Annotated in this window: 27 protein-coding genes and 1 tRNA gene; 13 read left to right on the top strand and 15 right to left on the bottom strand. The window is 57.6% G+C overall.

Annotated features, from left to right (window positions below):
• Positions 1-30 precede the first annotated feature (30 nt).
• Entirely contained in the window at positions 31-954 is a 924-nt protein-coding gene (locus MW046_RS01260) for a helix-turn-helix domain-containing protein (protein ID WP_247993762.1), read from the top strand.
• Here MW046_RS01260 and MW046_RS01255 read toward each other — a convergent pair.
• Positions 951-1,640 (bottom strand): phenylalanine--tRNA ligase beta subunit-related protein, encoded by a 690-nt coding sequence (locus MW046_RS01255; protein WP_247993761.1) that lies wholly within the window; start codon positions 1,638-1,640, stop codon positions 951-953. The two genes, MW046_RS01260 and MW046_RS01255, sit on opposite strands and share 4 nt — an antisense overlap.
• Positions 1,641-1,942: 302 nt before the next feature.
• On the opposite strand from MW046_RS01255, the gene purS reads away from it, so the two are divergent.
• Both purS and purQ read left to right on the top strand, forming a co-directional pair.
• Positions 1,943-2,194 (top strand): phosphoribosylformylglycinamidine synthase subunit PurS, encoded by a 252-nt coding sequence (purS, locus tag MW046_RS01250; protein WP_247993760.1) that lies wholly within the window; start codon positions 1,943-1,945, stop codon positions 2,192-2,194.
• Complete coding sequence (gene purQ, locus MW046_RS01245; protein WP_247993759.1) at positions 2,191-2,880, top strand: phosphoribosylformylglycinamidine synthase I; 690 nt, start codon at positions 2,191-2,193, stop codon at positions 2,878-2,880. The genes purS and purQ overlap by 4 nt, the downstream gene beginning before the upstream one ends.
• A gap of 9 nt (positions 2,881-2,889) precedes the next feature.
• On the opposite strand, the gene MW046_RS01240 is transcribed toward purQ, so the two are convergent.
• The 5 genes from MW046_RS01240 to MW046_RS01220 form a co-directional block, all read right to left on the bottom strand.
• The gene (locus MW046_RS01240; protein WP_438268176.1) at positions 2,890-6,585 is read right to left on the bottom strand and encodes a tetratricopeptide repeat protein; all 3,696 of its coding nucleotides are present in this window, start codon (positions 6,583-6,585) and stop codon (positions 2,890-2,892) included.
• A gap of 56 nt (positions 6,586-6,641) precedes the next feature.
• Entirely contained in the window at positions 6,642-7,712 is a 1,071-nt protein-coding gene (locus MW046_RS01235) for an archaeosine biosynthesis radical SAM protein RaSEA (protein WP_247993757.1), read from the bottom strand.
• 64 nt (positions 7,713-7,776) lie between these two features.
• Positions 7,777-9,450 carry a Na+/H+ antiporter NhaC family protein gene (locus MW046_RS01230; protein WP_247993756.1) on the bottom strand — a complete coding sequence of 558 codons (1,674 nt, stop codon included), beginning with the start codon at positions 9,448-9,450 and terminating at the stop codon, positions 7,777-7,779.
• A 60-nt stretch (positions 9,451-9,510) separates the two neighbouring features.
• The gene (locus tag MW046_RS01225) at positions 9,511-11,025 is read right to left on the bottom strand and encodes an ATP-binding protein (protein ID WP_247993755.1); all 1,515 of its coding nucleotides are present in this window, start codon (positions 11,023-11,025) and stop codon (positions 9,511-9,513) included.
• Positions 11,026-11,350: 325 nt separating this feature from the next.
• Entirely contained in the window at positions 11,351-12,292 is a 942-nt protein-coding gene (locus MW046_RS01220) for a cation diffusion facilitator family transporter (protein WP_247993754.1), read from the bottom strand.
• A 163-nt stretch (positions 12,293-12,455) separates the two neighbouring features.
• On the opposite strand from MW046_RS01220, the gene MW046_RS01215 reads away from it, so the two are divergent.
• Positions 12,456-12,974 (top strand): metallophosphoesterase, encoded by a 519-nt coding sequence (locus tag MW046_RS01215; RefSeq protein WP_247993753.1) that lies wholly within the window; start codon positions 12,456-12,458, stop codon positions 12,972-12,974.
• 49 nt (positions 12,975-13,023) lie between these two features.
• Positions 13,024-13,158 (top strand): DUF7859 family protein, encoded by a 135-nt coding sequence (locus MW046_RS19385; protein ID WP_282190220.1) that lies wholly within the window; start codon positions 13,024-13,026, stop codon positions 13,156-13,158.
• 84 nt (positions 13,159-13,242) lie between these two features.
• Here MW046_RS19385 and MW046_RS01210 read toward each other — a convergent pair whose 3' ends face one another.
• Together MW046_RS01210 and MW046_RS01205 are read right to left on the bottom strand one after the other, a co-directional pair.
• A complete protein-coding gene (locus MW046_RS01210; protein WP_247993752.1) occupies positions 13,243-14,250 on the bottom strand; it encodes a threonine aldolase family protein in 1,008 nt (335 codons plus the stop codon).
• Positions 14,251-14,402: 152 nt separating this feature from the next.
• Positions 14,403-14,615 (bottom strand): YgaP family membrane protein, encoded by a 213-nt coding sequence (locus tag MW046_RS01205; RefSeq protein ID WP_247993751.1) that lies wholly within the window; start codon positions 14,613-14,615, stop codon positions 14,403-14,405.
• A gap of 244 nt (positions 14,616-14,859) precedes the next feature.
• Between MW046_RS01205 and MW046_RS01200 the strand changes: the two genes are divergently transcribed.
• Positions 14,860-15,954, top strand: a complete 1,095-nt coding sequence (locus tag MW046_RS01200; protein WP_247993750.1) for an aminopeptidase — start codon at positions 14,860-14,862, stop codon at positions 15,952-15,954.
• Positions 15,955-15,961: 7 nt separating this feature from the next.
• On the opposite strand, the gene MW046_RS01195 is transcribed toward MW046_RS01200, so the two are convergent.
• Both MW046_RS01195 and MW046_RS01190 read right to left on the bottom strand, forming a co-directional pair.
• Entirely contained in the window at positions 15,962-16,366 is a 405-nt protein-coding gene (locus MW046_RS01195) for a hypothetical protein (RefSeq protein ID WP_247993749.1), read from the bottom strand.
• Positions 16,367-16,459: 93 nt separating this feature from the next.
• Positions 16,460-16,535: transfer RNA gene (locus tag MW046_RS01190), tRNA-Arg, on the bottom strand.
• A gap of 98 nt (positions 16,536-16,633) precedes the next feature.
• Here MW046_RS01190 and MW046_RS01185 point away from each other — a divergent pair.
• Together MW046_RS01185 and MW046_RS01180 are read left to right on the top strand one after the other, a co-directional pair.
• Positions 16,634-17,179: an AAA family ATPase gene (locus MW046_RS01185; RefSeq protein ID WP_247993748.1), complete on the top strand. Its 546-nt coding sequence runs from the start codon at positions 16,634-16,636 to the stop codon at positions 17,177-17,179.
• Positions 17,163-17,615: an RNA-binding domain-containing protein gene (locus MW046_RS01180; RefSeq protein WP_247993747.1), complete on the top strand. Its 453-nt coding sequence runs from the start codon at positions 17,163-17,165 to the stop codon at positions 17,613-17,615. The genes MW046_RS01185 and MW046_RS01180 overlap by 17 nt, the downstream gene beginning before the upstream one ends.
• A gap of 77 nt (positions 17,616-17,692) precedes the next feature.
• On the opposite strand, the gene MW046_RS01175 is transcribed toward MW046_RS01180, so the two are convergent.
• Positions 17,693-17,878, bottom strand: coding sequence for an HVO_0416 family zinc finger protein (locus tag MW046_RS01175; RefSeq protein ID WP_247993746.1), 186 nt, complete (start codon positions 17,876-17,878; stop codon positions 17,693-17,695).
• A gap of 117 nt (positions 17,879-17,995) precedes the next feature.
• On the opposite strand from MW046_RS01175, the gene MW046_RS01170 reads away from it, so the two are divergent.
• A complete protein-coding gene (locus MW046_RS01170; RefSeq protein WP_247993745.1) occupies positions 17,996-19,015 on the top strand; it encodes a PrsW family intramembrane metalloprotease in 1,020 nt (339 codons plus the stop codon).
• Positions 19,016-19,022: 7 nt separating this feature from the next.
• Here MW046_RS01170 and MW046_RS01165 read toward each other — a convergent pair whose 3' ends face one another.
• Positions 19,023-19,679 carry a riboflavin synthase gene (locus tag MW046_RS01165; protein WP_247993744.1) on the bottom strand — a complete coding sequence of 219 codons (657 nt, stop codon included), beginning with the start codon at positions 19,677-19,679 and terminating at the stop codon, positions 19,023-19,025.
• A gap of 106 nt (positions 19,680-19,785) precedes the next feature.
• Between MW046_RS01165 and MW046_RS01160 the strand changes: the two genes are divergently transcribed.
• The 3 genes from MW046_RS01160 to MW046_RS01150 are packed head-to-tail and all read left to right on the top strand — an operon-like array spanning position 19,786 to position 22,002.
• On the top strand, positions 19,786-20,157 hold the full coding sequence (locus MW046_RS01160; RefSeq protein ID WP_247994790.1) for a DUF7532 family protein: 372 nt from the start codon (positions 19,786-19,788) through the stop codon (positions 20,155-20,157).
• Positions 20,154-21,533 carry a ribonuclease FAU-1 family protein gene (locus tag MW046_RS01155; RefSeq protein ID WP_247993743.1) on the top strand — a complete coding sequence of 460 codons (1,380 nt, stop codon included), beginning with the start codon at positions 20,154-20,156 and terminating at the stop codon, positions 21,531-21,533. The genes MW046_RS01160 and MW046_RS01155 overlap by 4 nt, the downstream gene beginning before the upstream one ends.
• A 49-nt stretch (positions 21,534-21,582) precedes the next feature.
• Positions 21,583-22,002 carry a hypothetical protein gene (locus MW046_RS01150; RefSeq protein WP_247993742.1) on the top strand — a complete coding sequence of 140 codons (420 nt, stop codon included), beginning with the start codon at positions 21,583-21,585 and terminating at the stop codon, positions 22,000-22,002.
• Between the two features lie 45 nt (positions 22,003-22,047).
• Here MW046_RS01150 and MW046_RS01145 read toward each other — a convergent pair whose 3' ends face one another.
• A complete protein-coding gene (locus tag MW046_RS01145; RefSeq protein ID WP_247993741.1) occupies positions 22,048-23,031 on the bottom strand; it encodes a hypothetical protein in 984 nt (327 codons plus the stop codon).
• Between the two features lie 510 nt (positions 23,032-23,541).
• On the bottom strand, positions 23,542-24,360 hold the full coding sequence (locus MW046_RS01140) for a sister chromatid cohesion protein PDS5 (RefSeq protein ID WP_247993740.1): 819 nt from the start codon (positions 24,358-24,360) through the stop codon (positions 23,542-23,544).
• Between the two features lie 444 nt (positions 24,361-24,804).
• Between MW046_RS01140 and MW046_RS01135 the strand changes: the two genes are divergently transcribed.
• Complete coding sequence (locus MW046_RS01135; protein ID WP_247993739.1) at positions 24,805-25,047, top strand: hypothetical protein; 243 nt, start codon at positions 24,805-24,807, stop codon at positions 25,045-25,047.
• An 84-nt stretch (positions 25,048-25,131) separates the two neighbouring features.
• Here the strand turns inward: MW046_RS01135 and MW046_RS01130 are convergent, their stop codons facing one another.
• Positions 25,132-25,812 carry an HAD family hydrolase gene (locus MW046_RS01130; RefSeq protein ID WP_368411413.1) on the bottom strand — a complete coding sequence of 227 codons (681 nt, stop codon included), beginning with the start codon at positions 25,810-25,812 and terminating at the stop codon, positions 25,132-25,134.
• Between the last annotated feature and the right edge of the window lie 18 nt (positions 25,813-25,830).

Below are 25,830 nucleotides of genomic sequence, written 5' to 3'. Positions count from 1 at the left end.
GATTATAGCGATCCGGTATTAGGTACGACTATGAAGGATACGAGTGAGATCAAACTCGAAAGTAAAATCTCCGAGTTACTTGCTCTCTCAAATGAAACAAATGCCGAAATTGCAGATAAAATGGGGATTTCTGGAGCAACATTATCGGCATACCGGCAGGGCCAAGCACGACCGAGCTTCGATTCTCTCGTCTCGATGTCCGAGGTGTTCGACGTCAGTCTCGACTATCTCGTTTTTGGTGAAAACGCTGACAGCAGTGAGATAAATGCCGGGCCTGTGGTTCGGTACATGGGGGAGTCGTTACAAGATTCACAGCTTCGACAGGCACAACGGATCTCTATGGTCTCGAACGTGGGACACAGGATTTCACAAAAGTTGGACGAAGAGATTGAAAATTATCTGTCGGATTCTTCGACACAGCAGCTGTTCTCGGGGACGATGAGTAATCCGCAAGTGTTGGCGTTGGAAGAAAACAGCGTCGAGATACGGTTGTTACTCAAATCATTCCATTATAATCTGCTTGATCCCCAGACCGAAACGCCCGGGAAATTCTTTACGACTGTTGTGAAAAATTTGAGTCAAGGGCACACGTACCGGTATCTTCTTCCCGCCAATAGCGATGATTGGGTATCTGTTGTCGATTCGTTCAGGGACCTGTTGATAGACAATATGCACAGTGAAGCGACTGTAAGGAATAATTGTAAATTCCGTGTGACCAATACGCCGACGATCACCGGGTGTGGTCTTTACCGGTTAGATATGGAGGAGTTACGATCTGAACACCCCGTGATATACGATTTTCTCTTAGAACATGATTACTGCTCCGATAGATGGGTCGGATACACGATCGGGCCCGCAGAATCAGCTCAAGGGACGATGGTGATGGACACTGACCACCTGAAAGAGTCGATAAATATATTCGAATACTTGTGGGAAAAAGCGGAACCGATCTAGTGAAGCGCGGGTTTTTTCACGTCGATGAATTCCAACTCTGCATCGGGATTGACCTGCTCGATGAGGTCAAACGTTTGAATACACAGTCGTCGGTTGTGTTCTTCGGACGTCTTGTCATTCCCGGGAATCATTAGAAGGACTTCTTCTGTGGATTCGGTAACTTTGAATGCATCTGCGTCACGACTGATCGGACCGAGAAGAGCTAATACGTCTTCTTCGGACTCCCAGATTAGATCGCCGTTCGATGCCGTCTCCGGCTCATCGTGGAAGATCGGCAGCATCGTTTCACCTCCATCAGCACGTCTAACCGTGATCTTCTCACCGAGTTGCGCTGTATCGTGCATCCCCATAACAGCGCCGGAGCGTCCCCCGACGATGTTGTACGCATCTACAACGTGATTGTGACGATTGAGTCCGCTCGTTTCGATGAGCGTTACGAGCTGCTCCCCAGCAGGCTCTTGTTCAGGATATCCGAGCCGGCTGAAAAGTTCCCGGGATCCAACCACGTCTTGGGATTGGAGAACCGACTCAGCGTCGTTTGTAAGTTGTTTTTCTACTGCTCGAATCTCATCATCCAATTCGTTCGTTTCCGATTGAATATCGAGATTCCGAATGACACACCCCACGGGATTGATACCCAGTTTATGAGCATCGCCATGAATGACGATTTCATTGATGCTATCCATGCTTATCAGACCGATACTGATCTCTTTATAATCTGGACAATTATATCATTTGGTTAATTGTCTGACTATAGAGAATCGTTTTGATTTATAGATAATATAAAACTAATCGGCTAGAGTGTAGGTTCATTATTGTACTCTACTATTACTTATTTATGTATTTCTGATACGACAACTATGTTATGATCATTCGTTTCGTTATGACGTAGCGATTCATGTAGTGACCGTAATATGTGTACAGTCGTGGTGAGGCTGTATGATCGAGATAACAACCCATTTGGCTTCTCAACCCCGAGACGGGATTAATGACCGCGTACACGGCGACAGTGACCGTCCGTCCGAAGCGGGGTGTTCTCAATCCGGAGGCAGAGACGACACAGCAAGCGCTTTCGCGGCTGGGATTTGATGTAAACGCGCTGCGTTCTGCCGATCGATTCGAGATCGATTTCGACGCCGAATCGAGCGAAGCAGCCGCCGAGCGTGCCGAGGAGATGGCCGAGCGTCTCCTTGCGAATCCAACCATTCATGACTATGAGGTCGTGGTTACGGACCGATGATCGCAGTGGTGCAGTTCGGTGGGAGCAACTGCGACCGGGATGTCGTCCGTGCGCTCGACCACGTGGGATTGGAAGCTCAGCGCGTCTGGCACGAGGACGGTCTTCCCACCGAAACCGACGGAATCGTCCTTCCGGGTGGATTTTCCTACGGTGATTACCTCCGTGCCGGTGCGATGGCCGCCCGGTCGCCGGTGATGGAGGATGTTCGTCAGTGTATCGAGGACGGAACGCCCGTGTTGGGAGTGTGTAACGGCGCACAAATCGGCTGTGAGGCACGTCTCACGCCCGGCGCGTTCACCACGAACCGGAGCGCGCGGTTTCAATGTGAGCACGTCCATCTCAGGGTCGAGAACGCGAACACGCCGTGGACGCACGCCTACGAGGAGGGAGCGGTCATTTCGCTGCCGATCGCCCATGGTGAAGGACGGTTCGAGATCGCAGAAGAGAGACTATCGGAGCTAAACGCCGACGATCGGGTTCTTTTCCGGTACTGTGATGCTACCGGAGCGGTCACCGAGGCGGCGAATCCGAACGGATCGACGGACAACGTCGCTGGCGTGCTCGGGGAACGCGACACGACGGCGGTGTTGATGCCTCACCCCGAACGTGCCACGCTTCCGGCGATCGCCGAGAACGGGACGGACGGCCACCCCATCCTCGAAGGGTTTACTGTCTCGAACACATAGCGAAGCGGCCTAGCTGTTAGTCGTTCCGTCGGTTGAAGGGGGTGGTTGTGACGTCGTCCGACCATCGGTCCGTCGATTCAGCGTGTCGTGGTCGGTTCCGATGACACATTCGAATTCGATAGCCGTGTTGCGGTGGGTCGCCGCTGTCTCTGGCTCGTCGAGCGCTTCACAAATAGCCACGAGTTCGTGGCACGTCTCGACGACGTCGGGTCGCGCGCCGATGTCACTGAACGTCGACAGAGCCGACTCGTGGTGTTCTTTGGCCCGTTCGAGGTCGTCGTGCACCTCTGCAAGCCGACCGAGTTCGCGTAGCGTTCGTGCTTCACCGAGCCGGTGGTTGCTCTCTCGGGTTCGTTCGAGGCTCCGATCGAGACTGTCCTTTGCGCGCTCGGTTCGCCCGGTATTGCGGTAAAGCGCTCCCAGAAGCTCTAGAGCAGTGGCTTCACCGCGCACGTCGCCGTGTTGCCGGTAGCGATCGAGACCGCACTTCACGCGATCCAGCGCGGTCTCGATCGCGCCCGTACGCAGAGCGATCCGACCGAGGCTGATGAGACACTCTGCGATCCCGCGTTGATCTCCGATGTCAACGCGGAGATCATAGCTGCGTTCGTACCGCTGTTTGGCAGCGTCGAGCCTGCCTCGACGGCGATCCAAGGTGGCGTGATCGTGGAGACAGCGCGCCACCCCGTGTGTGTCACTGGCATCACGATAGCGATCGAGACTGCGCTCGTAATACTCGACTGCGCGCTCGAAGTTACCGCGAATCTGGGCGACATACCCCAAGCCGTGGAGACTGCCTGCTTGTCCGAGTTCGTCTCCGACGTCGCGATACGTGTCGAATGCCCTGGTGAGATGACGCTCTGCGGTGTCCAGCTCGCCACACTCGCGCTTGAGAACGCCGAGATTGTTGAGTGCATTCGCCTCCGACCGGCTGTTGCCCGCCGATCGGTACCGATCGAGACAGACCTGATACTGCTCCGTTGCGGTTTCGGTATCACCTTCCACGTTGAGTACCATCGCCCGGTTGAATCTGGCATCAGCCGCGGCGACGTGATCACCCAGTTTCTGGTACCGGTCGAGACTCCATTGGAGTCGTTCCTTTGCGGCAGCAAGTTCACCACGCGACCACGCGACGATCCCGAGATTGTTGACTACGTCGGCTTCACCTTGCTCATCACCCGCCGCACGATAGGCCCGGCGGCTGCGGTTGTAGAACGACTCCGCACGATCGTACTCGCTCCGTCGAAACGCGACCGTCCCCTGGTATTTCAGGCATCTAGCCTCCAAACAGTCGGCATCGACCGACGCGGGGGGATCGTCTGCCAGCGCAGCAAGGTGTTCGAACTCCGTCGCTGCCTGATCCGGCGCTCCCGCCTGTAAAGCCATCCGTCCACACCACTCCGTGCAGCGAATTTCCATCTCGTCCGAACACGCCTCGGGAAGTTCGATCCACGAATTCGCGCTCGTTTCGAACAACGGAACGAGCGAAGAATGGGTGAGACCAAGGGTGAAGAGACGTTCTGTGGTCTCGTCGGCCCACGCCTGTGGATCGGCGGAGATCTCTTTGATCACGGTTGAGGTGCCAGTACTCTGCCAGTCGATACAGGCCCGCTTGGTCTGGTCGTCGGCTAACGACAACAGAGCTGTGACAACCCGACCGAATCGACGCTGTGCAGCCCGCATCTCGTCGACACTGGTCACCCGTTCGTGGAGCTGTCTGAGAAACAGTACGGACCACGATTTGTGAACCGATCGGTAGGACGGCATTCCGTTGTTTTCGTTCTCGTCGTCGCTGTCGGATCGGTCGAAGATGACGCGTCCTTCTAGCAGCGCTAGGGCTTCTTCGATCGCTTCGGTCGTTTCCGAGGTGAGTGCGTAGACGAGTTCGGGATGTACGCCGATGTCGGCAGCGTTGAGCAACGAAACGAGCACGCCGACGTCGAGCGCCCGATCACCGACCGCTCGCAGATCGTCGAACGTTCGTCGAACGTCCTCTGTGAGCGTTGTCGGAGTCGTGTCTCGAACCGAGGCGAGTGGATCGACCGACAACACGAGCCGATGGAGTACGACGAGCAACGTGGCGGGATCGCTGCTCTGTTCGGGGGAGTCGAGAAGATCGGAGACTTCAATGGCGAGTTGTCGGCCCTGCATCGCTTCGAAGTGGCGAATGAGACGTTCGCATTCGATGATATCTAGCGCTGGCATTCGCACGCAGTCGATCGATTCGGTTCGGTAGCTGTCGAGCCGGGGTGCCAACCCTGAAGAGGACGCCGACGGATCAGCCCACGCGTGTTCACGCGATTCGACGAGGAACGTCACCGCCGGATCGTCACGGTAGTCAGCCATCACCCGAAACACGGCCTTGGCCTCGGGTGAAAGGACGTCTTCGATGACGATCAGGGCGTGGCCCTCACATTCACGTAGCCGAGCACGAAGTGCCGCCGTGCTGGTGAACGTCCGACCAGCTCCTCCCTCTCGGTAAAGTACGTCTCCGCGGTCGGTCTCGTGCCACCGATAGGCGACCATCTTACAAACCGTGCTTTTTCCCGAGCCTGGAAGTCCAACTAGCGCGTGGTCGTTCCCGGAACTGAGTCCATCGAGAAGTGTCCCAACGAGTGATGCCCGCCCGCTGGTAGGCTCTTCGACGCCAGTAGATGACGCTTGCGAGTCCGTCTCCGTGCTCGGAGAACGATCGCCGTCGTACGTGCGTTCGATGGCGTGTCCAACAGCGATCTCGGCGAAGTCGATCCCGGTTCGCCAGCTCGTCGTCGGCTCTCCCGGCTCGTGAGATTCGATGTACGCGTCGGTCAGCTCGATGAACCCTTCCCGCTCGAGCACGCTTAGAGGGTGGCTATCGGTCCTGCCGGGCTGGGATCGTTGCTGAGGGCCCATCATGGGAGTCTGTCTTTTCATCGTCTCCCCTGTGTCAGTGATCTCCGTCGCTTGCTCGATGATCGAGTCGACGTACTCCTGTGCAGCCTCGAACGCACCTTGGCGGCGGTTCCGAAACATCGCGGAATGTGCCCCTTCCTCGTAGACGATGACGAACCCCTCCCGTCCCGAAGACCCTTCAAGAAGGAACATGGGATGTGGTGGTGAGTGGGCTGCGCGTAAGAACCGCTGTCCGTGGTGAGATAACACTGAAAGCGTGTCCGGGGAGCGTTCGTGAAGCGCATCGTATAGATTCGGTCCGACGATCAGGGTGAGATCTAAGGAACCTTCCACCGCTTGCGATTGGCAAAATTCCAGTATGATCGGGTCAGAGATGACCGGCATAAGCGCTGTGAGCGAGTGGGCATCTTCGATCGCTTCCCGAAGCTCTGTTGGAATCTCATACGGTGTATGGTCGTCGATTGGAACGGGTTCTATGCCCCATAGGGACGCCATGGGTACAGGGTACTCCCGATCGAGCGTTTCGAGCAGCGGCGTGGCCGTGTGCACATCAGAGACCATCTCGGTGAATTCGGTGTACGTGGCAGCGGCGAGTCGACCGGCGAGTGTAGTCGTATACCCCTCTTTGCTACGCTTTAGCAATCCGGCCTGTTGGAGTTCCCGAACGGCACGGTCGACGGTTGACCGCGACCATTCGAGACGATCTACCATCTCCGGTTTCTGTCTGGGAGATGATTCGAGACACCGTAGGAACTCTATCCGCCGATGCAGCAACCGAATAAAAACATCGTCGGAGCCGACGGGGGTGACCATCTTACGAAAGAATTCTTGCGAGAAACCTTAAACCCGAACGTTCTCCCGCACGAGTATCAATGAAGTAATGGATTTCCGTAGGCCGTTTCCCGTTCCATCACCGCGTTCCACGTCAATTTACAATCACATGACACTTGTTCGAACACGGAGGGGTCCTGTCGGAGGTCGAAATCCTTGATGGCGGTTTGGACTCGGTCGTCACACTCCCCACAGTTGTGTGGTCCCCGATCGCTGCCGTGACCGACGGGATCGGAGACGACGATGGCATCGACATCGGCCGTCTCTCGGAGCACGTCGGTGACCGACCAGAGCCACGGTGGCCGGTAGCCGCCTTCGTGGTACAGTTCCTCGACCATCGTGTGTCGCTGGACGTTTGTCGGATTCATCGAGACGGTGTGAGCGTGTTCGGCACACCGACGGATCGACCGTTTCATGTCGGTGACGGCTTCGGATTCGGTGAGAAACGGCGGTTTCATCAGGAGATACGCTTTGATCCCTGCTCCGACAGCGCTCGCAATCTCGCTCGCTCGTCTGAAATCCTCGAAATCGAAATACTTGTTGATGCAGTCGTGTCGAACGCGGTCGGTCGCCGTTTCGAGACCGATCGCAACGTCCACGTCGAGGCCCGTAGCGGTGAAATCTTCGAGCTTCTCGTGATCGACGAAATCGGGAAGGCTTTCGACGACGATGCGTTCGCGGTCGGCGAACGTCGAGGCGATGGCTCGGCGCGTTTGGGCTGGCACTTCCCGTTCGTCGAGAAAGGAGCCGGACGTGTAGATCTTGATGAGGTCGGCGGGCGCGTCGGCGTGCTCGCGTTCGTGTTCGAGACACGCTTCGATCTGGTCGATTAGCGCGTCGTGGGAGACGGTTCCACCATCGACCGATTCGGCGACGTACCCACACATCGTACAGCCGCCAGCGCGCGCCCACCGACAGCCGCCGGTGTTGAGGATAATCGTCAGCGACTGGTGAACGCCGGAGGGCGTGTTGTCTTCATCCAGCCAGACGCGCGTTGGTTCGTGGGGATCGTACGTTTGCTGGTTGCGCGCGCGAATTCCACGCATCACCTGATTGTGCGCGTCCATCCCACGGCCCTGCTCGTACACGTCGGGATCGGGGGTGCTCATTACCCACGGTATTCGATTCGTGCGTAAAACCGTCGCGGTCACTCCCCACGCGCGTGGCGTCCGATCAGTACGGAAGGATCCTGAATCCCTGTGGGACTAGCACGCCGAAGACGACGAACAGTACTGCCGTGACTCCCGCCGTCACTAGCGCATACGGGATCTGGGTCCGGACGTGGACCATGTGGTCGCTGCCGCTCGTACTCGAAGAGAGAACGGTCGTGTCACTGATGGGTGAACAATGATCACCGAAAATACCGCCGCTGAACACTGCACCCATGACGAGCGGAAGGTTCGTGCCCGTCGTGAACGCGATGGGCATGGCGATCGGGAACATGATACCGTAGGTCGCCCACGAGCTTCCATCGGAGAAGCTGATGAATGCAGTCACGAGAAAGAGCGCAACGGGGATGATCGCAGGAGGGACGCCCGTGAACCAGTTAGTAACGAACGAGGAGATCCCGAGCGTCGTAACGCTGTTTTGGATCGAACTCGCCAGCGTGAGGATGGCAGCAGCGAGGAGAATGCCTTTGAAGCCGTGAACGGTGGCGTCTGCTGCGTCCGCGTTCGTCGGAATATCACCCCGCAGTCGGTACAACAGGAACGCCGCGACCAGTCCTCCAGTGGCAGCCAGTCCGAGCCTGACATCGCCAATGTTGAACGACCATTGCCCGCCGTCAGGAACGATCAGGGAGTATCCGCCGATGGAAAACAGTGTCGACATCTCAGAGGCCTGTATCACCGGCGACGCCCGCCAGAACATCGCCGCAAACGCGAGCAAGATCATCGTCCCGATCGGAACGGCGAAGTTACGCCAGTCGGGAGTGGCCACATCGGCCATCTCGTACCGATCCATCTCTTCGGAGATCATCGGACTGGCGTCCGGACCGATGACACCATCACCGTTGCGTGCACGTTCTTCTTCGCGTTTCATCGGACCGAAGTTCGGAACCACCTGCCACGCGACCAGTGCCGCGAGAATCAACGCGATCCACGAGTAAAAGCCGAACAGTAGGCTGTTGAAAAACAGCGGCCACAGTTCTGCGGTGGCCGCGCTAGCCTCTTGCCCGGTGCCCGAAACGAGATTCCCCATCCCCGACGGCAGTGATCCCCCTTTTTGTGCCTGAACGAGTCCTTGTCCGATGAATCCGATGAGTGCGACCCCCCACGTCGAGTAAAACGCCAGTCGAGCCGCTGGACTCCCTGCGCTGTCGACGTAGTAGGCGAGCTTTGCCCGTGAGACGTCGTACCGATCTGTGAGCGGTCGCATCATCGATCCGACCACTAGACAATTGAAATAATCGTCGATATGGATGATCATCCCAGCCAAAAACGACGCTCGTTCGGCGTCGGCCGGGGAATCGACACGTGCCGCGAGCGCTTCGAGGACGCCCTGAATCGCCCCAGACCGGATCATGAGACCGATCATGCCGCCGATCATGAACAGGGCGATCAACACGTTCTCGACGTACCACGGGTCGTCGAACAGCGGTGCCGTGGCAATCAGCGTTGGCACAGCCGTTAGTCCCATCACTCCACCAAGAACGATTCCGGAGATTCCCCCAGCGAGTCCCTCTGGAACGCCCACTGCAACCGGTGTATGCGCTCCGTACACGATTCCCGCTCCGACGATGCCGGCGAACAGCCCGATGAGTGCGTCACGGATGTACCACGCCAATCCGATCGCAAGCAGGGGTGGAACGAGCGTCCAGACACCTGCGTTAATGGTTTCGAGCGACATAACTGCTCCAACGTCCGTTTCTGTCTATAAAAACTCCCCGTATCAGTACGCATCTGAAATTCATTCGCTGGGGATGTTCGTCGAAGGAGTCGGTGGCTGGTGGTCGAGCGTGGCGCTCGGCAGATGGATGGTGACGATGCTTCCGCGCGGTTCGTTGTCATCGAACGTCACGTTCCCGCCGGAATCGACGACGATCCAGTTGACGAACCAGAGTCCCAATCCCAACGAATGGTGGTGTTGTGATTCCGATCCTTGTTCGATGACGTTCCGTTCGCGCTTCGGGATCCCGGGACCGTTGTCCGCGATTTCGATCGAAACGAAATCGGAAATCTTATTCGAGACAGTGATAGAGACGGCTGGTTGATCCGAGTCGTTGTGTTCGACGGCGTTTTCGATGATGTTTTCGAGCGCGACATCGATTCGATCGTTGGCGATGACCGGGATCTGCCCATCCACACAGCTGTCTAGTCGAACGTCGGCGTCGGGATAGTCGTCGTTTGCCTGCTCGATACACGACGTGAGCACTTCACGCAACGCGATCGGTCCGTTCGTCCGTTGGTCACAGTCCAGCGCGTTTTCTATTTCTCCAACTGTATCACTGAGTTCGACGAGATCGGATGCCGCTTCATAAATGGTTTCGACCTGGGTCTGCTCCGAAAGCCGTTCGTTGAGCAAGTCGGTACTCCCGAGGATGATGCCCGCAGCATTACGGAGGTCGTGTCGTAACACTCGATTCAGAACTTCAAGCCTGCGCACGTGCTGATTTCGATCGGTGATGTCGGCAGCGATGATGTGGCCGGTCTGTTCAGTGGCTACTTGGGGTGGGATGACGAGCAAGCGGAAATCTCGGATCCCAACGGCCGTCTTGAGCCGTACCTCGTGTTGTACCACGGTGTCAGCGTGGAGCGTCGCATCGAGATCGATCGCCGACTGTTCGAGGTTGGACAGCACGAGGTGCTGCCTGACAGGGGTGCCATGGGCTGCGGTGCCATCGACGTCGAATAGCCGCTCGAACGCCGGATTCACGACTCGGATGACTGCTGTGTCGTCCGTGAGATCGTACTGAACGACTGGATCGGGGAGATTATCGAACAGCGCAACGAACCTGTCGCGTTCCCGTTCCAGTCGGTGTTGGTACCGGTCTAACTGCGTGGCTTGGCGTTTGATCCGGATCGCATACAGCCCGAACGCGAACCCGATGGCCATGCCACCAGTGATCACGTTGATGATAACGAACAGCTGGTCACTCAGAATGATTCCCATCGACTGCTGGTATCGGATCATCATTCCCCCAGAGACGCTAAACACGCCACCTCCGGCGATGCTCCAACTGGCAATTCTGAGCGTGTACGGTGCTGGGAGATTGCTCCGGCCGGTCCACCACCCTGCAGCGATCAGTCCGACCGACAGACAAAGCGGAAGAACGATGCTGTACGCGATCGTGGGAAGCGACTCCGGACTGTCTGTAACGAAATGCAACCCCTGAATCGCGCCCGTGACGACGCCACAGCCTCCGATAATTATGGCACTACCCCACCGCCACAGCCGATCCCTTCTGCCCAACCGATTCGTCATGTCCGTCTCCGTCTTATCTGGATAAACGGCATCTGGACAGTTCTCACGGTCGTTTTATGCTCCACAGTTCCGTAGCTGTCGCGCCGGTCGCGCTGGCGGTTTCGGTGTCTGTTCTCGGTACATGATCGGTCCCGTCGGGGTGTCCTCAGTCAACGTCTCTATTCGTGTTCATCTCAGTGGTGGGTAATAACTATTCACCCATCCACCAACCATCGGAAGGACTATACAAAATATCGACAAAAGAAGCGTATTCCCCTACGATACGGTGTGTGACGGCCGATCGGCTTCGGTTCTGCCTGCATGATGTTCCGATAATGGTGGAACATCACGTTTCCGGTTCGATGTACACCGTTTTGATCTGATCGTCGTTTTGGGTAAGCGTCGTTTCGATCGTAGAGATCCGCTCGTCAATCCCTTCGGTGGTGAGTGTGGCTTCGAAGCTGACACTTGCGGCGACGAGGAGGTGTTCAGGACCAAAGAACACCGTTCGGAGATCATCGACGTGGTGAACGCCGTCGATGGTGGTAATCAGCTCTTTCAACGAACGCTCATTCTCGGAGGGGAGACTTTCCCCGAGCAAGAGACGTTTGTTTTCCCACGCAAGCGCTAGCGAAAACCCCATCAACAAGACGCCGATACCGATCGAGGCGGCTGCGTCGTACCGTGGATCGCCCGTAACGCGCGTGAGATAGACACCTCCCAGTGCGATCCCGGCACCAGCGACAGCGATGGTGTCTTCCGTGAACGCCGTCAGCGTCGTCACGTCGCTCGTTTTCGTGAACGCCTCGGAGATGGTTTTCCAGTCGTGTTCGTGCATCTGTCGGGTGAGTCCGTTGTGGGCCGTTTTGAGTGCGTAGCTCTCGAAGGCGATCGCACCGAGGAGAACGATGTAGTTGACCCAGTGGGAGGGAAACCGGTACCCGAACAGCGTTTCTGTCGTGGCCCGAACGGGTTCGGGGTGGGTGAACGTGTGGATCCCGTGGGAAAGACTCTCCCAGCCGGCGATCCCGAACAGGAGCACGGCGACGAGAAACGAGTAGAAAAACTGGGCTTTTCCGTAGCCAAACGGGTGTTTTTGAGTGGGATCCCGTCCGCTGTAGCGGATACCAAACAGGAGAAACAGTTGGTTTCCTGTATCGGAGATCGAATGGTACACCTCCGAAAGCATTGCTGCACTGCCGGTCAGAAGAAATCCGAGGAATTTCAACACTGCGATCGCTGCGTTTGCGATGAAAGCCGCGATGACGACGGATTTGCTGCTCGCCATTACCCCTTCAACCGATTGTCGACCGAAATATCTACCGCTCGTGGCCGTCTTTGTCGGACTGAGGCCCACACATGGCCAACCGAACTGACATACTAATGAGAACTCTCACAGACGCAACTACTGTTAGAGCGGCTACGTGCCGTATGCTTCTCCACCGTTATCGATGATTACCGTCGTTTCTGATACCCACGGACGAACTACTCATCGACTGTCGGGTCAGTTACTCACTGCCGTTCGAGAGGCGGATCTCGTGATTCACGCCGGTGATCTCATTACTGAATCCGTGCTGTCGGCGTTCGAGTCCGAAAGCTCGCGCCTCGTCGGTGTTGCCGGTAACAGCGACACGCTTTCCGTCCAACAGCGACTCCCAGAAACGCACACCATCGAGCACGATGGGATTCGGATCGCAGTCATACACGGCCACCACCACACCGAAACGTCGCGCTCGCTGTTCGCTCGTCAACAACACGCTGACTTGCTCGTCGTCGGTCATTCCCATGCTCCAACGGTTCGGTCGACCGATGAATACACGCTTCTCAATCCGGGGAGTCACGCCGAGCCACGCGGCAATCGACCGGCGTACGCGACACTCAAGCCGACCGACGACGGATTCACCGGGCGGCTTCGTGCGCTGGATGGAACCGTCTTCGAGACGTTCATAGTTCCGAGTCGACCGTTCTAACCCACAGAACGGACGAAATGGTTTTAATGACAGCGTCGTGAGTTGGGGTATGGCGTTCGATCTCAATGATCCACTCCTCATCGTCGTGCTTGCTGTCGTCGTACTGTTCCTTTTCGCGTTGTACCTGCTGTTCCGACGAACCGCACTCGCCTTTCAGGAGGGAATGGACGGTAAGAACCGATGATCGGCGCTTTTCGTACGGTCGTGTTTTCCGAGCAGCCGGTAGCGATCGCAGTGTACTGATCGGGGCGGTCGAACGAGGGCGATCTCAGCAGACGGTAGCGATCCGATCAACTGCCGTTTCGATGTCGTCTCTGTCGACATCCCAGTGGATGGTAAAACGCACGAGGTGATCGTCGAACGCGACGCCACCGACACCGACGTCCGAACACCGATCGAGAAACGCTGTTGCGGTGCGTTCGGTTTCCACGAGCACAATGTTCGTTTCGGGTTCTTGAACTGATAAGCCGGGCAGCTCGGACAGCGATTCCGCTAGTAAGCGCGCATTCTCGTGATCCGCCGCGAGGCGATCGACGTTGTCCAACGCGCGCAATCCGGGGGCCGCGACGATACCCGCCTGTCTGAGACCACCCCCGAGTAGCTTTCGGACGCGCCGTGCACGTTCGATGAACGCTTCCGATCCCGCGAGCACCGATCCGACTGGCGCGCCGAGCCCTTTCGAGAGACACAGCATCACCGAGTCGACTTCCCGTGTCATCCGGGATAGAGAGACGTCCTGAGCAACGGCAGCGTTACCGAGCCGCGCACCATCGAGGTGGACGGGAACGCCGTGATCGTGGGCCGCCTGCGCCGTGGCGTCGATAGCGTCGGGCGCAACTGCAGTGCCACCGGCGGCGTTGTGGGTGTTTTCGAGCGCGAGCAGCCCCGTTCCGGGACGGTGGCCGTCGGCCGAGACGACGCCATCATGAACGGTTTCGGGCGTGAGCACCCCCCGGTCGGTTCCATCGAGTGGACGCGTCTGGAGCGCTCCATGCTGTGCGAGACCAGCCAGCTCCCACCGGTAGATGTGACTGTTCCGTTCGAGGAGGATCTCTTGGCCGCGCTCGGTGTGGGTCCGTGCAGCAACCTGATTACCCATCGTTCCTGACGGAACGAACAACGCTGCCTCCATTCCGAGCCGCTCAGCTGCGCGGCGTTCGAGTTCGTTGACGGTCGGATCTTCTTGATACACGTCGTCACCGACCGTCGCGTCTCGTGCGCTCTCGCGCATCGCATCGCTGGGTCGGGTCACAGTGTCGCTTCGTAGATCGATCATGCATACCACCTTTTTTCCGCTCGGGTGGCCTTCGGCCACCGCTCACGCAAAAAATCTGGACCAAAAAAAGCCACTCGCTTCACTCGCAGTACTGCGTCTTCCCCGCTTCCGCACTGCCACCGCTCCGCTACCGCTGTTACGAATTACTTCACTCACCGTTGACAGCTATCGACGCCGAGCGCCGCATTCAATCCACACCAGCCAATGACGACGTTAAACAACAACCCGACGCTTGCGATGCCCGTAGCGAATGCTTTCGTTCGCTGGCCGTTGAGCATGGCCCTTATAGTAACTAAGAGTAACCAAGTTCCAAGCACGCCACGAACGATTCGGTCGATCCCACCAACGTTGCGCTCAAACGCCATTACCGCGTCTCGAACTCGTAGAACCATAAATCAGTACACGTTACTGTCATTTGGTAGACTGCTTCAAAAGCTGTACACTGGTACGCTTGTAGCGGTAGCGGAACGGTACGGTAACAGAGTGTACCCACCGCGAGCGAAGCGAGCGGCTTTTTTGCCCTATCTTTTTTCCGCGAGGGTAGCAAAGCTACCCTCGCGGAAAAAGGTGGTTCGAAAGTTGTTTTTCCGGCAAAAACAGTCACCGGGTATGGACGCACGAATCCGTCGGCACGCGTCGATCATCGTGAATCACTCTGTAGATCTCCAGCCGGGCGACAACGTGGTCGTCTCTGCTCCGTCTGATGCAGAAGACCTCGCTGTCGCGCTCCACGAAGCGATCGGTGACATCGGCGCGACGCCAGTGTTTCTCGACGACAGCAGCCGAGCCAAGCGGGCGTACCTCCGGGCAGTGGATGCGAACGAGATCGAAACGCCCGCCCACGAGTTGGCGTTGTATGAAGCCGCGGACGCGCTCATCCGGGTGCGTGGCGGGGTGAACGCAACGGAGGAAAGTGACGTGTCCCCGGAAACGATGGCGGCGAACCAGCGGAGCTACAAACCCGTTCAAGAGATGGCGCTGTCCCAGCGGTGGTGTCTCACCCAGTTCCCGAGCACGAGCTACGCGCAACTCGCCGAGATGAGCACCGAAGCATACGAGAACTTCGTGTGGGACGCCATCGACAAAGACTGGGCGACCCAACGTCAGCACCAACATCAGATGGTCAAGCGGCTCGATCCGGCCAGTGAGGTCCGGATCGTCAGCGGGGACACGACCGACGTGACGATGTCCGTGGACGGCATGGTAACCGAAAACGACGACGCCGAGAACAACCTTCCTGGCGGGGAGGTGTTCACCGCCCCAGTTCCCGACTCCGTCGACGGCGAAGTGCTGTTCGACATGCCGTTGTACCACCAAGGCCGGGAGGTCACGGGCGCACATCTCGTCTTCGAGGACGGTCGGGTCGTCGAACACGACGCCGACACGAACGAGGACGTGTTAACCGGCGTGCTCGAAACCGATGAGGGAGCCAGACGGCTGGGTGAGTTGGGAATCGGCATGAACCGCGACATCGACCAGTTCACGTACAACATGCTGTTCGATGAGAAGATGGGTGACACCGTCCACATGGCGCTCGGCAAGGCCTACGACGACACCGTCGGCCCGGACCGAGAACGAAACGACAGCGCCGTTCACGTCGATATGATCGTCGACATGAGTGAAGAATCGTTCATCGAACTCGACGGCGAGGTCGTCCAGCGAAACGGACGGTTCGTCTTCGAAGACGGATTCGAAGCGACATAGCGTCTGCTTACAACGTTTTCGTGTCTCTCAATAGGTCACAGAGGACGTGGGCGTAGACGACGACGACAGTGAAACAGGCCAGAAACGGCGCGATGAAAAACGAGCCGAGCGCGAGCACCCCGCCGATGATCGTGTGGCTCAACAGCCGTTCCGCCCGCATCGTGACGTCACTGAACAGCCATTTTGGAGCCGTGAACGCTCGCTTTGGCGTCGTGAGTGCCTCGAATAGCGCCTCCCAGTCGCCCGTGTAGTATCTGGCGAGCACGAAGTGATCGAGATCGATGAAGACGCTCAGGAACACTCCATAACACCAGAGCGCTGCCTTCCATGGGCGGGAAAGGTGATCTCCAACCGCGCGGACACCGAGCGCGCTGACGACAGCGCCGACGACCGCATGTTCCGTCGATTTCATCGGAAAAACGTTCGATAGGGAGGGGTATTAGCCTACCGACACGCGACGAACACGGTTCGCAGTTTTACAAAAATGCAAGATGAACATCGATACCGAGCACGGTGGGATTTGAACCCACGGCCGTCGGATTAGAAGTCCGACGCTCTAATCCTAGCTGAGCTACGTGCCCGCATTCGAATCAATTTACGCCAACCATCAAAAACGGTTGGATTCGTCTCGACGGACTGAACGTAGCCGTTAAGGATACATCGGTCCGAATTCCGGTCGATGGGAATCATTGGAACCGTCGGACTTCCGGGCAGCGGGAAAGGCGAGGCTGCCTCCGTCGCGCGCGAGCTCGACATCCCCGTCGTGACGATGGGGGACGTTATCCGTGAGGAGTGTCGTGCACGCGGACTCGATCCTGCGGATCACCACGGCGAGATAGCGGTTGCCCTGCGGGAAGAAGAAGGTCCGACAGCGATCGCAGACCGCTCAATAGAACGCATCCGTGAGGCGTACACGGAGACCGACACCGTTCTCGTCGATGGCATTCGTTCGGATGTCGAGGTAGAACGCTTCGAAGCAGCGTTTGGATCTGAGTTCCGACTGGTCGCCATCGAGGCACCCTTCGACGTTCGGAAAGACCGAATCGACGACCGGGATCGGGACAACGCTACCGAAAGTCTCGAAGAACGAGATCGTCGAGAACTTGCCTTCGGCATGGACGCAGCGATCGAGAACGCCGACGTTACGATCGAAAACACGAGCAGTATCGACACGTACTACGAACGGATCCACGAGCTACTCCAAGACGATGATTTACAGCGTTGACACGACCATCGAAGTAGCGGTACAACCGACGGAAGTGACCGATCGCGTGGTCGCTGTCGTCCAGAACCTCTTTCCCGACGCCACGATCGAAGAGCGACCAGCGACGACGGACGCGACTGATGGACAGCCCGCCGGTGAGATCGTCGCCACGACCCACTCTCTCGAACACCTTTCGGAGCTGTTTCACGAGCAGGCGATCCTCGATACGGCGCGCTCGGCTATGATGGACGGGATCGATGCCGAGACGGACACGTTCCAGTTCCGGCTAAAAAAACAGGCCGCCTTCGAGGAGGTCGTGAACTTTGCAGTCGGGAATCCGGACGAACTTGGCGACGTTCGCGTCACTGTGACAGTCGAGGAGCCGGACCCGGAGACGTACATCCAGTATCTCGCACCGCCGACCGAGGAAGGCGTGCCGATCGACGACGACCAGTGACTCGATCGGACGGCTGGCTCCGCAAACGTGTCGAGTACAGTGAAAGACGGAACGTCCGCTCCCCGACGGCTCACCGGCTACGACGACTCGTGGGGCGCCCATCCACAGACCGAACACTCCGTTGCGGGTGGATCGTGGAGACCGCCACACTCGGGACACTGTTTTTTCCTGTGATCACGCTTCCACCCGACGCTGTCGGGTTCCGTTCGGTGACCACGCTGTGACAGAAACGCATCGAAAACGTCGTCGTTCCCAAGCGCCATACGTGATTGCCATGGTATCTCATAACAATAAACGTATCGACGAGTTACGTATCGTTGACACGCGTTCCCGTCGCTAGGTAACAAAGCAGCTTATATTCCCCCGTGGGATGGGATGATATGGTGGATCGGGATCCATTAGAGCGGTTGGCTAACCAGTCACGCGATCTGTACGACGTGTCGACGTGGGAGCCTCGGACGGCGCTCGATCGATTGGCGAGCAAGCTGTATACGTGGGGGATCGTCGGTGTACGGTGGGGCACGGTACTCATCGCGCTGTTGTTCACGATCGCGATACTGTACGTCTCGTTCAAAGATCTGCGGACGAGATCAGTGCCCGTCATCGGTGTGTTGACAATACTCTCTGCGCTGCCAGCACTGGCAATCGTGGTTTATGTGTACGTATCGGACGTTACAGCGTCGGAACCGATCGATCTCGTCGCATCGACGTTCGTTCTCGGCATGTTGTTTTCGGGGCTGGCTGGTCTCGTCGAAGCACCGTTTTCGGCTGTTCTGGGCGGACCGATCGGAACGATCGTCATGTACTTTCTGATCGTCGGTCCGGTCGAGGAGTTCGTCAAACTCTGTTCCGTGTGGCTATTTGCCTACCGGCAGCCGAGTTTCAACGCGGTCATCGATGGTGCCGTCTACGGTGCCGTGGCAGGTCTTGGATTTGCGACCATCGAAAACGCTCTCTACATCGGCGTTGACTTCGTTCGTATTCCGGGGAATACGGTGCTCCAAACCGTTACTGCCGGATCAGATATCACCGCAACGCGAGCGCTCGCCGGACCGGGACACGTCATTTACTCGGCGTTCTCCGGTTACTATCTGGGTTTAGCGAAATTCAATCCGAACGACGCAGGTCCCATCGTGATGAAAGGACTGCTCATCGCGGTGTTCATTCACGCCACCTATAACACGCTTTCGGGGCTGTTCGTCGGGACAGTCTCCACTGTGTTCCCGACCGTGCCGACACTCGTCCCGTTTTTTGGGTTCGTACTCGTCTTTTTGGGACTGTTCGGCTATCTCCTGTTTCGAAAGATCGATCGGTATCGACGGCTGTACGTGACACTCACAGACGAATCGATGGAGGACGGATCGTCCCTCACCGTCGATCGGACGGAGTTCGACGAGTAGAGCGATCTCAGTGGGGAATGGGGCTGTGCTCGGTCCGCTCGCCGGCCGTCGGCTCGGCGTTGTCGTGAGCCAACAGTCGCTCGGTGTATTTGGCGAGTACGTCGACTTCGATGTGGACCGGATCGCCCACCACCTTCTCAGAGAGCGTTGTTAGTTCATACGTCGTCGGGATGATCGCCGTGGTGAACGTCGCGTCGGTGTCTTCGCCGTCCGACTCGTGAGTGGCCACTGTGAGCGAGATCCCGTCGATAGCGACCGATCCCTTTTCGACGACGTACTGCTCGAGACTGTCGGGAATCGAGAACTCGAACGTCCAGTCGTCGCCGACGGATTCGATGGCTGTGACCGTCGCTGTGGCATCGACGTGCCCTTGCACGATGTGGCCGTCGAACCGATCGTTAGCAGCAAGCGCGCGTTCGAGGTTCACGCGATCGCCACGATCGATCTGGTCGAAATACGTTCGTTCGATCGTCTCTGCGGAGAGAAACAGCTCGAAACTGTCGGCGTCGTGGTCTTCGACCGTGAGACAGCAGCCGTTGATTGCGATGCTCTGGCCAGCTGTGAGTTCCTCAGCGAACGACCCTTCGACGCGAAGCCGACGACCCTCATCAGTGGCATCGACCTCGACGACGGTCCCCGTTTCCTCGACGATCCCTGTGAACATACGCCGTTTTACCTGTCTGTCCTACGAAAGCGTTCCGTTCTCTTCGGTATCGATCCGGTTCGCTTCGGATCGCGGTCTTTTCGGTGTCGGCGGTGTCAGAGACGGTATGCACTTCGACCAACGAACGCAAGCCGCGCTCCGCGCGGTGGGGTTGTCGATGGACGAGATCCAAGAAGCATCGGAACACGTCGTCACCGCCACGCGCGAGACGGCAGCGGAGATAACGGCGTTTTTCGATACGGATACCGTGTACTCGGAGATGGATCGCGCCCACAGCAGCGGAGGCATCCAGGAGCACACGGTCGAATACGTCGACTGCTACACCCACGCGGCCGACATCCGTGGGTATCTCCGGTTCGAGAACTGGGGCGTGCCGATCGAAGGCGGCCGCGTGCTCGATGACGGTTCGGTCGAGCTCACGCTTGGTCCAACGGTACACGACCGCGTTCGGTTCGTCGACGACTCCGAGCAACTATGACTACCGTTCGTGTCCGAGGGATCTACGCGACGGCGTTGACACGGCTGCTCTCGGAGATGGAGGAGTACGAGATCGTACAGCCCTCCGAGCCGATCGAAGCGCGCTTTCCGGCATCGTTTGCTGACACGCCAGCAACCGTCACGATCGAGACGACCGACGACCGGCTGGGTGTGGGCGTCGACAGCACTGCGGACGCATCCGGACAGGACGTCACGAACGCCATCGCCGATAGGGGAATCGATGCGTTGTCGTGGAGCGACCCCGTTCCCCCGGAAGCGGTGTTCGACGGTCGCGTGATAGACACCACCACCAACGGCGCAGTCGTGGATCTCGGCGCGAGTGAGGGGTACCTGCCGTTTACCAACACGAACGACCACGTCGAGCGCGGTGATCAGCTCCGCGTACAGGTGGCGACAGCCGTTCCGCCGTGGACTGACGACCGACCCATACTCCGGTGTGATACCGCCGTGTCGAACGGGTTCGCTCGTCTCGTCCGCGGTGAAACCACGTCTGCTTCGAACACGATCGACATCACAGAGCTGCTCTCGACGGAGCCACGTGAGGGGTGGACAGTTCGGTGGAGCGACCGCGCGAGTGATTCAAGCTTCGACGCGCTAACAGAGGCGCTTGAAGCCCTCAATGAGCGGGCCGCTCGCATCGATCACGCGCTCGAAGACGCTGTGGGTGATCCACGACGAAGGGTCACGCCGCGGTCGACGGCATGGGTGTGGTTCGGACGGGAAACCCGTTTTGCCCTCGATGAACATCGTCGATCGGTGACGTCTACGATGGACGGCCACCACCGAATCAAAGCCGGCGCTAACGCCGCCAGTGCGGCCGTCGACTTCACCGAAGCGGTCTGTGAACCGACTGGCTCGTTTCCGTTCGATGTGACAATCCGTCAGTTCGGTCCCCACGTCGGTGATCGGATCGCGCTTCGTCACGGCAAGCCCGATGGCCGGTGTTTCGATCTTGGTCCGGGGAAGGTCACGGATCACACCGACGAGACGATCACGATCGAGCGACGGATGTCTCCCGGTGGCACGTACGACGCACTCGGCATCGAACGACGGGCGGGTGACACCGCCGTCACGAAACTCACGGAGGGGCGCTGGTGGTATCCAACCGTCTACCGCAGCGCGGAGGACAAGCGACGAGGCACGTACGTCAACGTCTGTACGCCCGTGGAACTGTTCCCCGAATCGGCACGCTACGTCGACCTCCATGTAGATGTCGTCAAACACGCTGATGGCACCGTCGAACGCGTCGACGACGACGAACTCGACGCGGCCTGTGATCGGGGAGACGTTCCCGACGTGCTCGCAGAGCGTGCCCGAACCGTAGCGACCTCGATCCAGCGGGCGCTCTCGGAGTGACCTGTGAACCGAGGACAGGTATATTCGTAGTGAGGCGCTATCACACCTCATGGAGGAACGCGAGTCGAACGAGTTGAGCGACACCGAACGCAGGGCGCTTCACGAGATCGAACTCGGGGCAGAGTGGGTCCACCGCGCCCATGGGGCCCTCATCGAGTTCCACCACGACATCGGTCACGGAATGGATCATTTCGCGCGGGCAGAGACGCTGCTTCGGGACGCTGGCTGGACGGAGTTGGCCGACGCGCTGCGGGACGAACAGCTTCCCCGGGGTGTCGACGGACACGACCGCTGGAGCTACGAGGTCATCGAGGAGTTTCGGGACGGGTTTTTGGGCGAGATCACCGCCTTCGAGAACACTGCGCATCGACGCATTGCAGGCGGGAAACGCCACGTCGCCGAACGGGCACAGAAACAGGAGTGGAGCAACCGAGCGCACACCGAACCGGATGAACCATCAAGTGAGTAGCCTGAGCGGCTCGGATCAGCCTTCACGGTTCACTGTACCGAGCCATCACTCGAAGTCAGGGTGGCCGCCGTTGGGGGATGGATCCTCATCGCGTTCATCATTGTTCCGATCGTAGCCGTTTTGGCGCTCATCGGAAGCCTGCTCTTCGGTTTGTTCCATCCAGTCGGGGCGATTTTCGGGAGGATTAGGCCCAAGCCACTTATCGTTTGCAGCCCGGGTCGGCTCGTGGCCGTTGGTCGTCGCTTCCGTCACCGCGATTGCGTCGTCTCGCACCGAAGACTGTCCCTGCTGCTCGGTTCGGGGGGCGTTGGATGTGGACGGTGGCGTGGTATTCTGGACGGCTTCAGGGTCCCGCTCCGTTGCTAGATCGTTGCTCGGTTCGCCCGTGAGTGGGGCGTCACCGACGGCAAACTGGACGTCACCGTTGTCGCCGGTCTCCATCTGGATCTCGTTGTCACCGGGAGCGACACGGACGTTCCCGTCGTTGAGCGAGAGTTGGATGTCACCATTCCCGAAGGATCGATCGACCTCGTCGTTCTCAGCGGGAGAGACCGCCATGGTGGTGCCCGCATCGCTGCCGAGCCCCACCGTGACGGAGCCGTCCTCACCGGGAGAAACGTCGGGGATATCATTGTCGAGCGACACGTGGACCCTCGTGCCCGGGACCGTGGTCTCCCCGTCTGTGAAGGCGAGATCGACAGCCCCGTTGGAGAACGACGTGTCAACCTCGGTTTCCTCCGTGGGCGAAACGTGGAGACGTGCCTCTTCGGCGTGGGACTCCTCTGGTGAAGGCATCTCCTGTTCCGTCGAGGACCCACCAGCGGGGGCGACGGCACCGTTCTGAGTGGGGTCCTGACCGTCGCTTCCAACCCGCTGTTTGATCGCGCCGACGGCGCTGCTGACGCCGCTTCCCACCTTGGTTGCAGCGCTGCTCGCACCGCTTCGAGCCTTGCTCACGGCGGTACCGATGCCGCTCTTCGCTTTGCCTGCATAGCGGCTAATGGTACTCTTGCTTTTAGATTCAGTCATTGAACCAATTTCATCAATAGAATTATTAGAAAAATCAAATGTGCTCTTCTCATCCAACATTTCAGCTATATCTTCTTCCTCAAGACTATTATCTACATCTATTTGCTTTGATAATTCCTCTATGTTTTCAATCCCTCTGTTTATTTTATCGGCTATATTATTGTCGCATCCCTCAGTCAAACAGCCAGAAACAACATCATCCTGTTCAGGATCTGGATTTTCAATCCAAGTAATAGTAGGGCCCGACTCAATCGGAATATTTACTGAAACACTATCAGTTTCATTTATAGCACCTTTCAGTTCACTGGAACTTCCTGCTTTCCCAGACAGCTTTGGCCCGGTAAAAGAGACACTGGCCCCACCTTGGACTGAGCTTTTTGAAATAGATTCGATAGTATTTTGTCTGCTGCTATCAACCTGCAATGTTACATTATTCTTGCTCTCTTCTACTCTAACATGACTTACATCATCTCCACAATTCGAGCATGTATCAAGTGAGTCAGCCATGGCTTAGTTTCCGTCTACTAGCTTTTCTTCAATATATTGGCACGCTTCTCTCACTGCCTGTAGTTCTCCATCATCCAGATCAGCTTGTTCGGCAGCTTCTCTGAGTGCTGAGGCAACTACACTTGGCCGAACAATCGCGGTCGGTTGCTCATGGCGGAACTGAATATACGCGCTGATAGTGGGCCGACGAGTTTCGGGATCGTCTAGTTGGGTTGGAAGGCGATCAAGTGCCGTTGAGACGGCCCTTGGGTGAGCCAGTCCAATCTGAGTAAGCGTGATTACTGTGGCGGTTCGAACCTTGTGATCTGGGTCATTGAGTCTGTCTGCGAGTGGTTCGTCAATTCGAATAGCAAGATCACGATCAGCTTCGCTAAGATCTCCGAGTGCTGAAACCGCTCTCAATCGCGTATTCCGTGCTTGATCGATCTCCCAGTCTTCTTCGTAAGTCAATAGTTCGATGAGTCTATCGACATCCTCAGATAGTGCGGCGGGCGATTCTGGGGTGGTTCGTCTTGCCGCCGCAGTAGCAAACGCGAGTACGAGCGGATCATCGCTCGTGAGCAGCGTACTCACAACGGAACTATAGGGTATGACAGCACTGGGATCGTGACCAGCAACGGTTGCAAGGATCCCTGCGACATTAGACTGGACGTTCTCATCCTCATCTTCGGCGAATGAACAGATGAGATCTAGATGCGGGACAAGATCGCTTGGCTGATCTTCTGCATGGTCGAGGAGGAGTCGTAGTGCTCTGAGTTGCTCCTCCTCGGTCCCATCCTCAAGAGAGTTGACTGCTCTCTCGACATCAGTTGATTCTGCCATCTAACACACCCCTCCGCTCGGACTGGATACTGTGGTGGCGATCATTGACGAATGACAACTTAATTCATCAAACCATCGCGCGACATATAGTACTTTCTATGACTCATACCGAGAATTCTCTGCCTCCTCGCAACCGGCATACGTCACGAACGGACACAAACTCATAAAATAGGACCGATAGCCGAAAATAACTTGTCGAAATCGTATATCCATATCTCTCACTGTCCCCTCTTCCACCGAAACCACATTCACAGTGCCCCGGATAGTTCACAAGAATTGATCGATCACTAATATTGACAATTATCTATCCTGTTCGATAGCTTTTTACTTACACATTCCGATGAGAAGCACGAACGCCGCTCGACACACGAAGTGTCCGGGTGTTAGGACCACCCGAACGGCGGTGTTCAGCACGACTCGCGTAACGCGAGGGATTGAACACCAATGGATCCTAACGACACCGACGTAGAGAAAAGTATCGGTTGTGACCAGAACGACGACGAGCCACCAGCTCGGGAGACGTGCATCAAGCCGTGGTGTGACGCAGCAGTGTACACCCGGATCAGCAAGGAGGAGGGTGGCAGCGTCGAGATCAAACGCTGTGCGAAAGGGCACTTCGTCCGAAAGCGCTTGCTTGACGTTGATGGGCAGGCGTATCGGACGTTCCGCTCGATCTTGGGACCGTAGCCCCCAGTTGTAGCCGGACGAACAGACGCGCTCGGCGACCACGCCCCACCGCGAACGAATCAACAGGGGTGTCGTCCGGGCGGGTCAGCCGCTGATGAGCGGTTCGATCTCGGAGAGATCCGCGATCTCGTGCGTCGGCGCGGCCGCAAGCTCAACGCCGCGGCAGTGGGATCGGCGGACGAACGCCGAGTCGATGCCCGCCCGCTCGGCGGCGACGATGTCCGTCTCGCGATCACCAACGTACAGCGCCGAATCGTTTTCGGCTTCCAGTTCTGCGAGTGCGCGTTCGAGGTAGTGCGGATTCGGTTTCTTCAACGCGAGGCTTTCGATCGTTTTCGGCCGACCGTAGTACGTGTCGAACGCCGACTGCAACCCGAAAAACGAAAGCACGAACTCGATCGTGCTGTGGTGGTTGTTGCTCACCACGCCACAGCGCTGGGAGAGTTCCAAGACGACATCGATATCGTCGTAACACGTTCGATCCCCTGCCCTGAACGCCTCGAACTGCGAGCGTTCGTCGTGGCGCTCACGAACTGCCCAGAACTCGGCTGGCTCCAGATCGTAACCGGCACAAAGTGCAGACAACCGATCACTCGTCACACCATTCACGATGTCCATGAGGTGCTCATGATCGACATCCTCGACACCCATCTCACGGAATGCGGCCCGTGTGGCCCCCAATTGGGTCTCACGGGTGGGGGGTTCGACCAACACGCCGTCGCTGTCGAACACCACTGTATCGTAGCTCACACCGCTCGTACTCAGGACCACACCTTGATGATT

Source organism: Halocatena salina, assembly GCF_023115355.1.
In the GTDB taxonomy this organism is placed as follows: Archaea; Halobacteriota; Halobacteria; order Halobacteriales; family Haloarculaceae; genus Halocatena; species Halocatena salina.
This window is presented reverse-complemented; position numbering and strand designations above follow the sequence as displayed.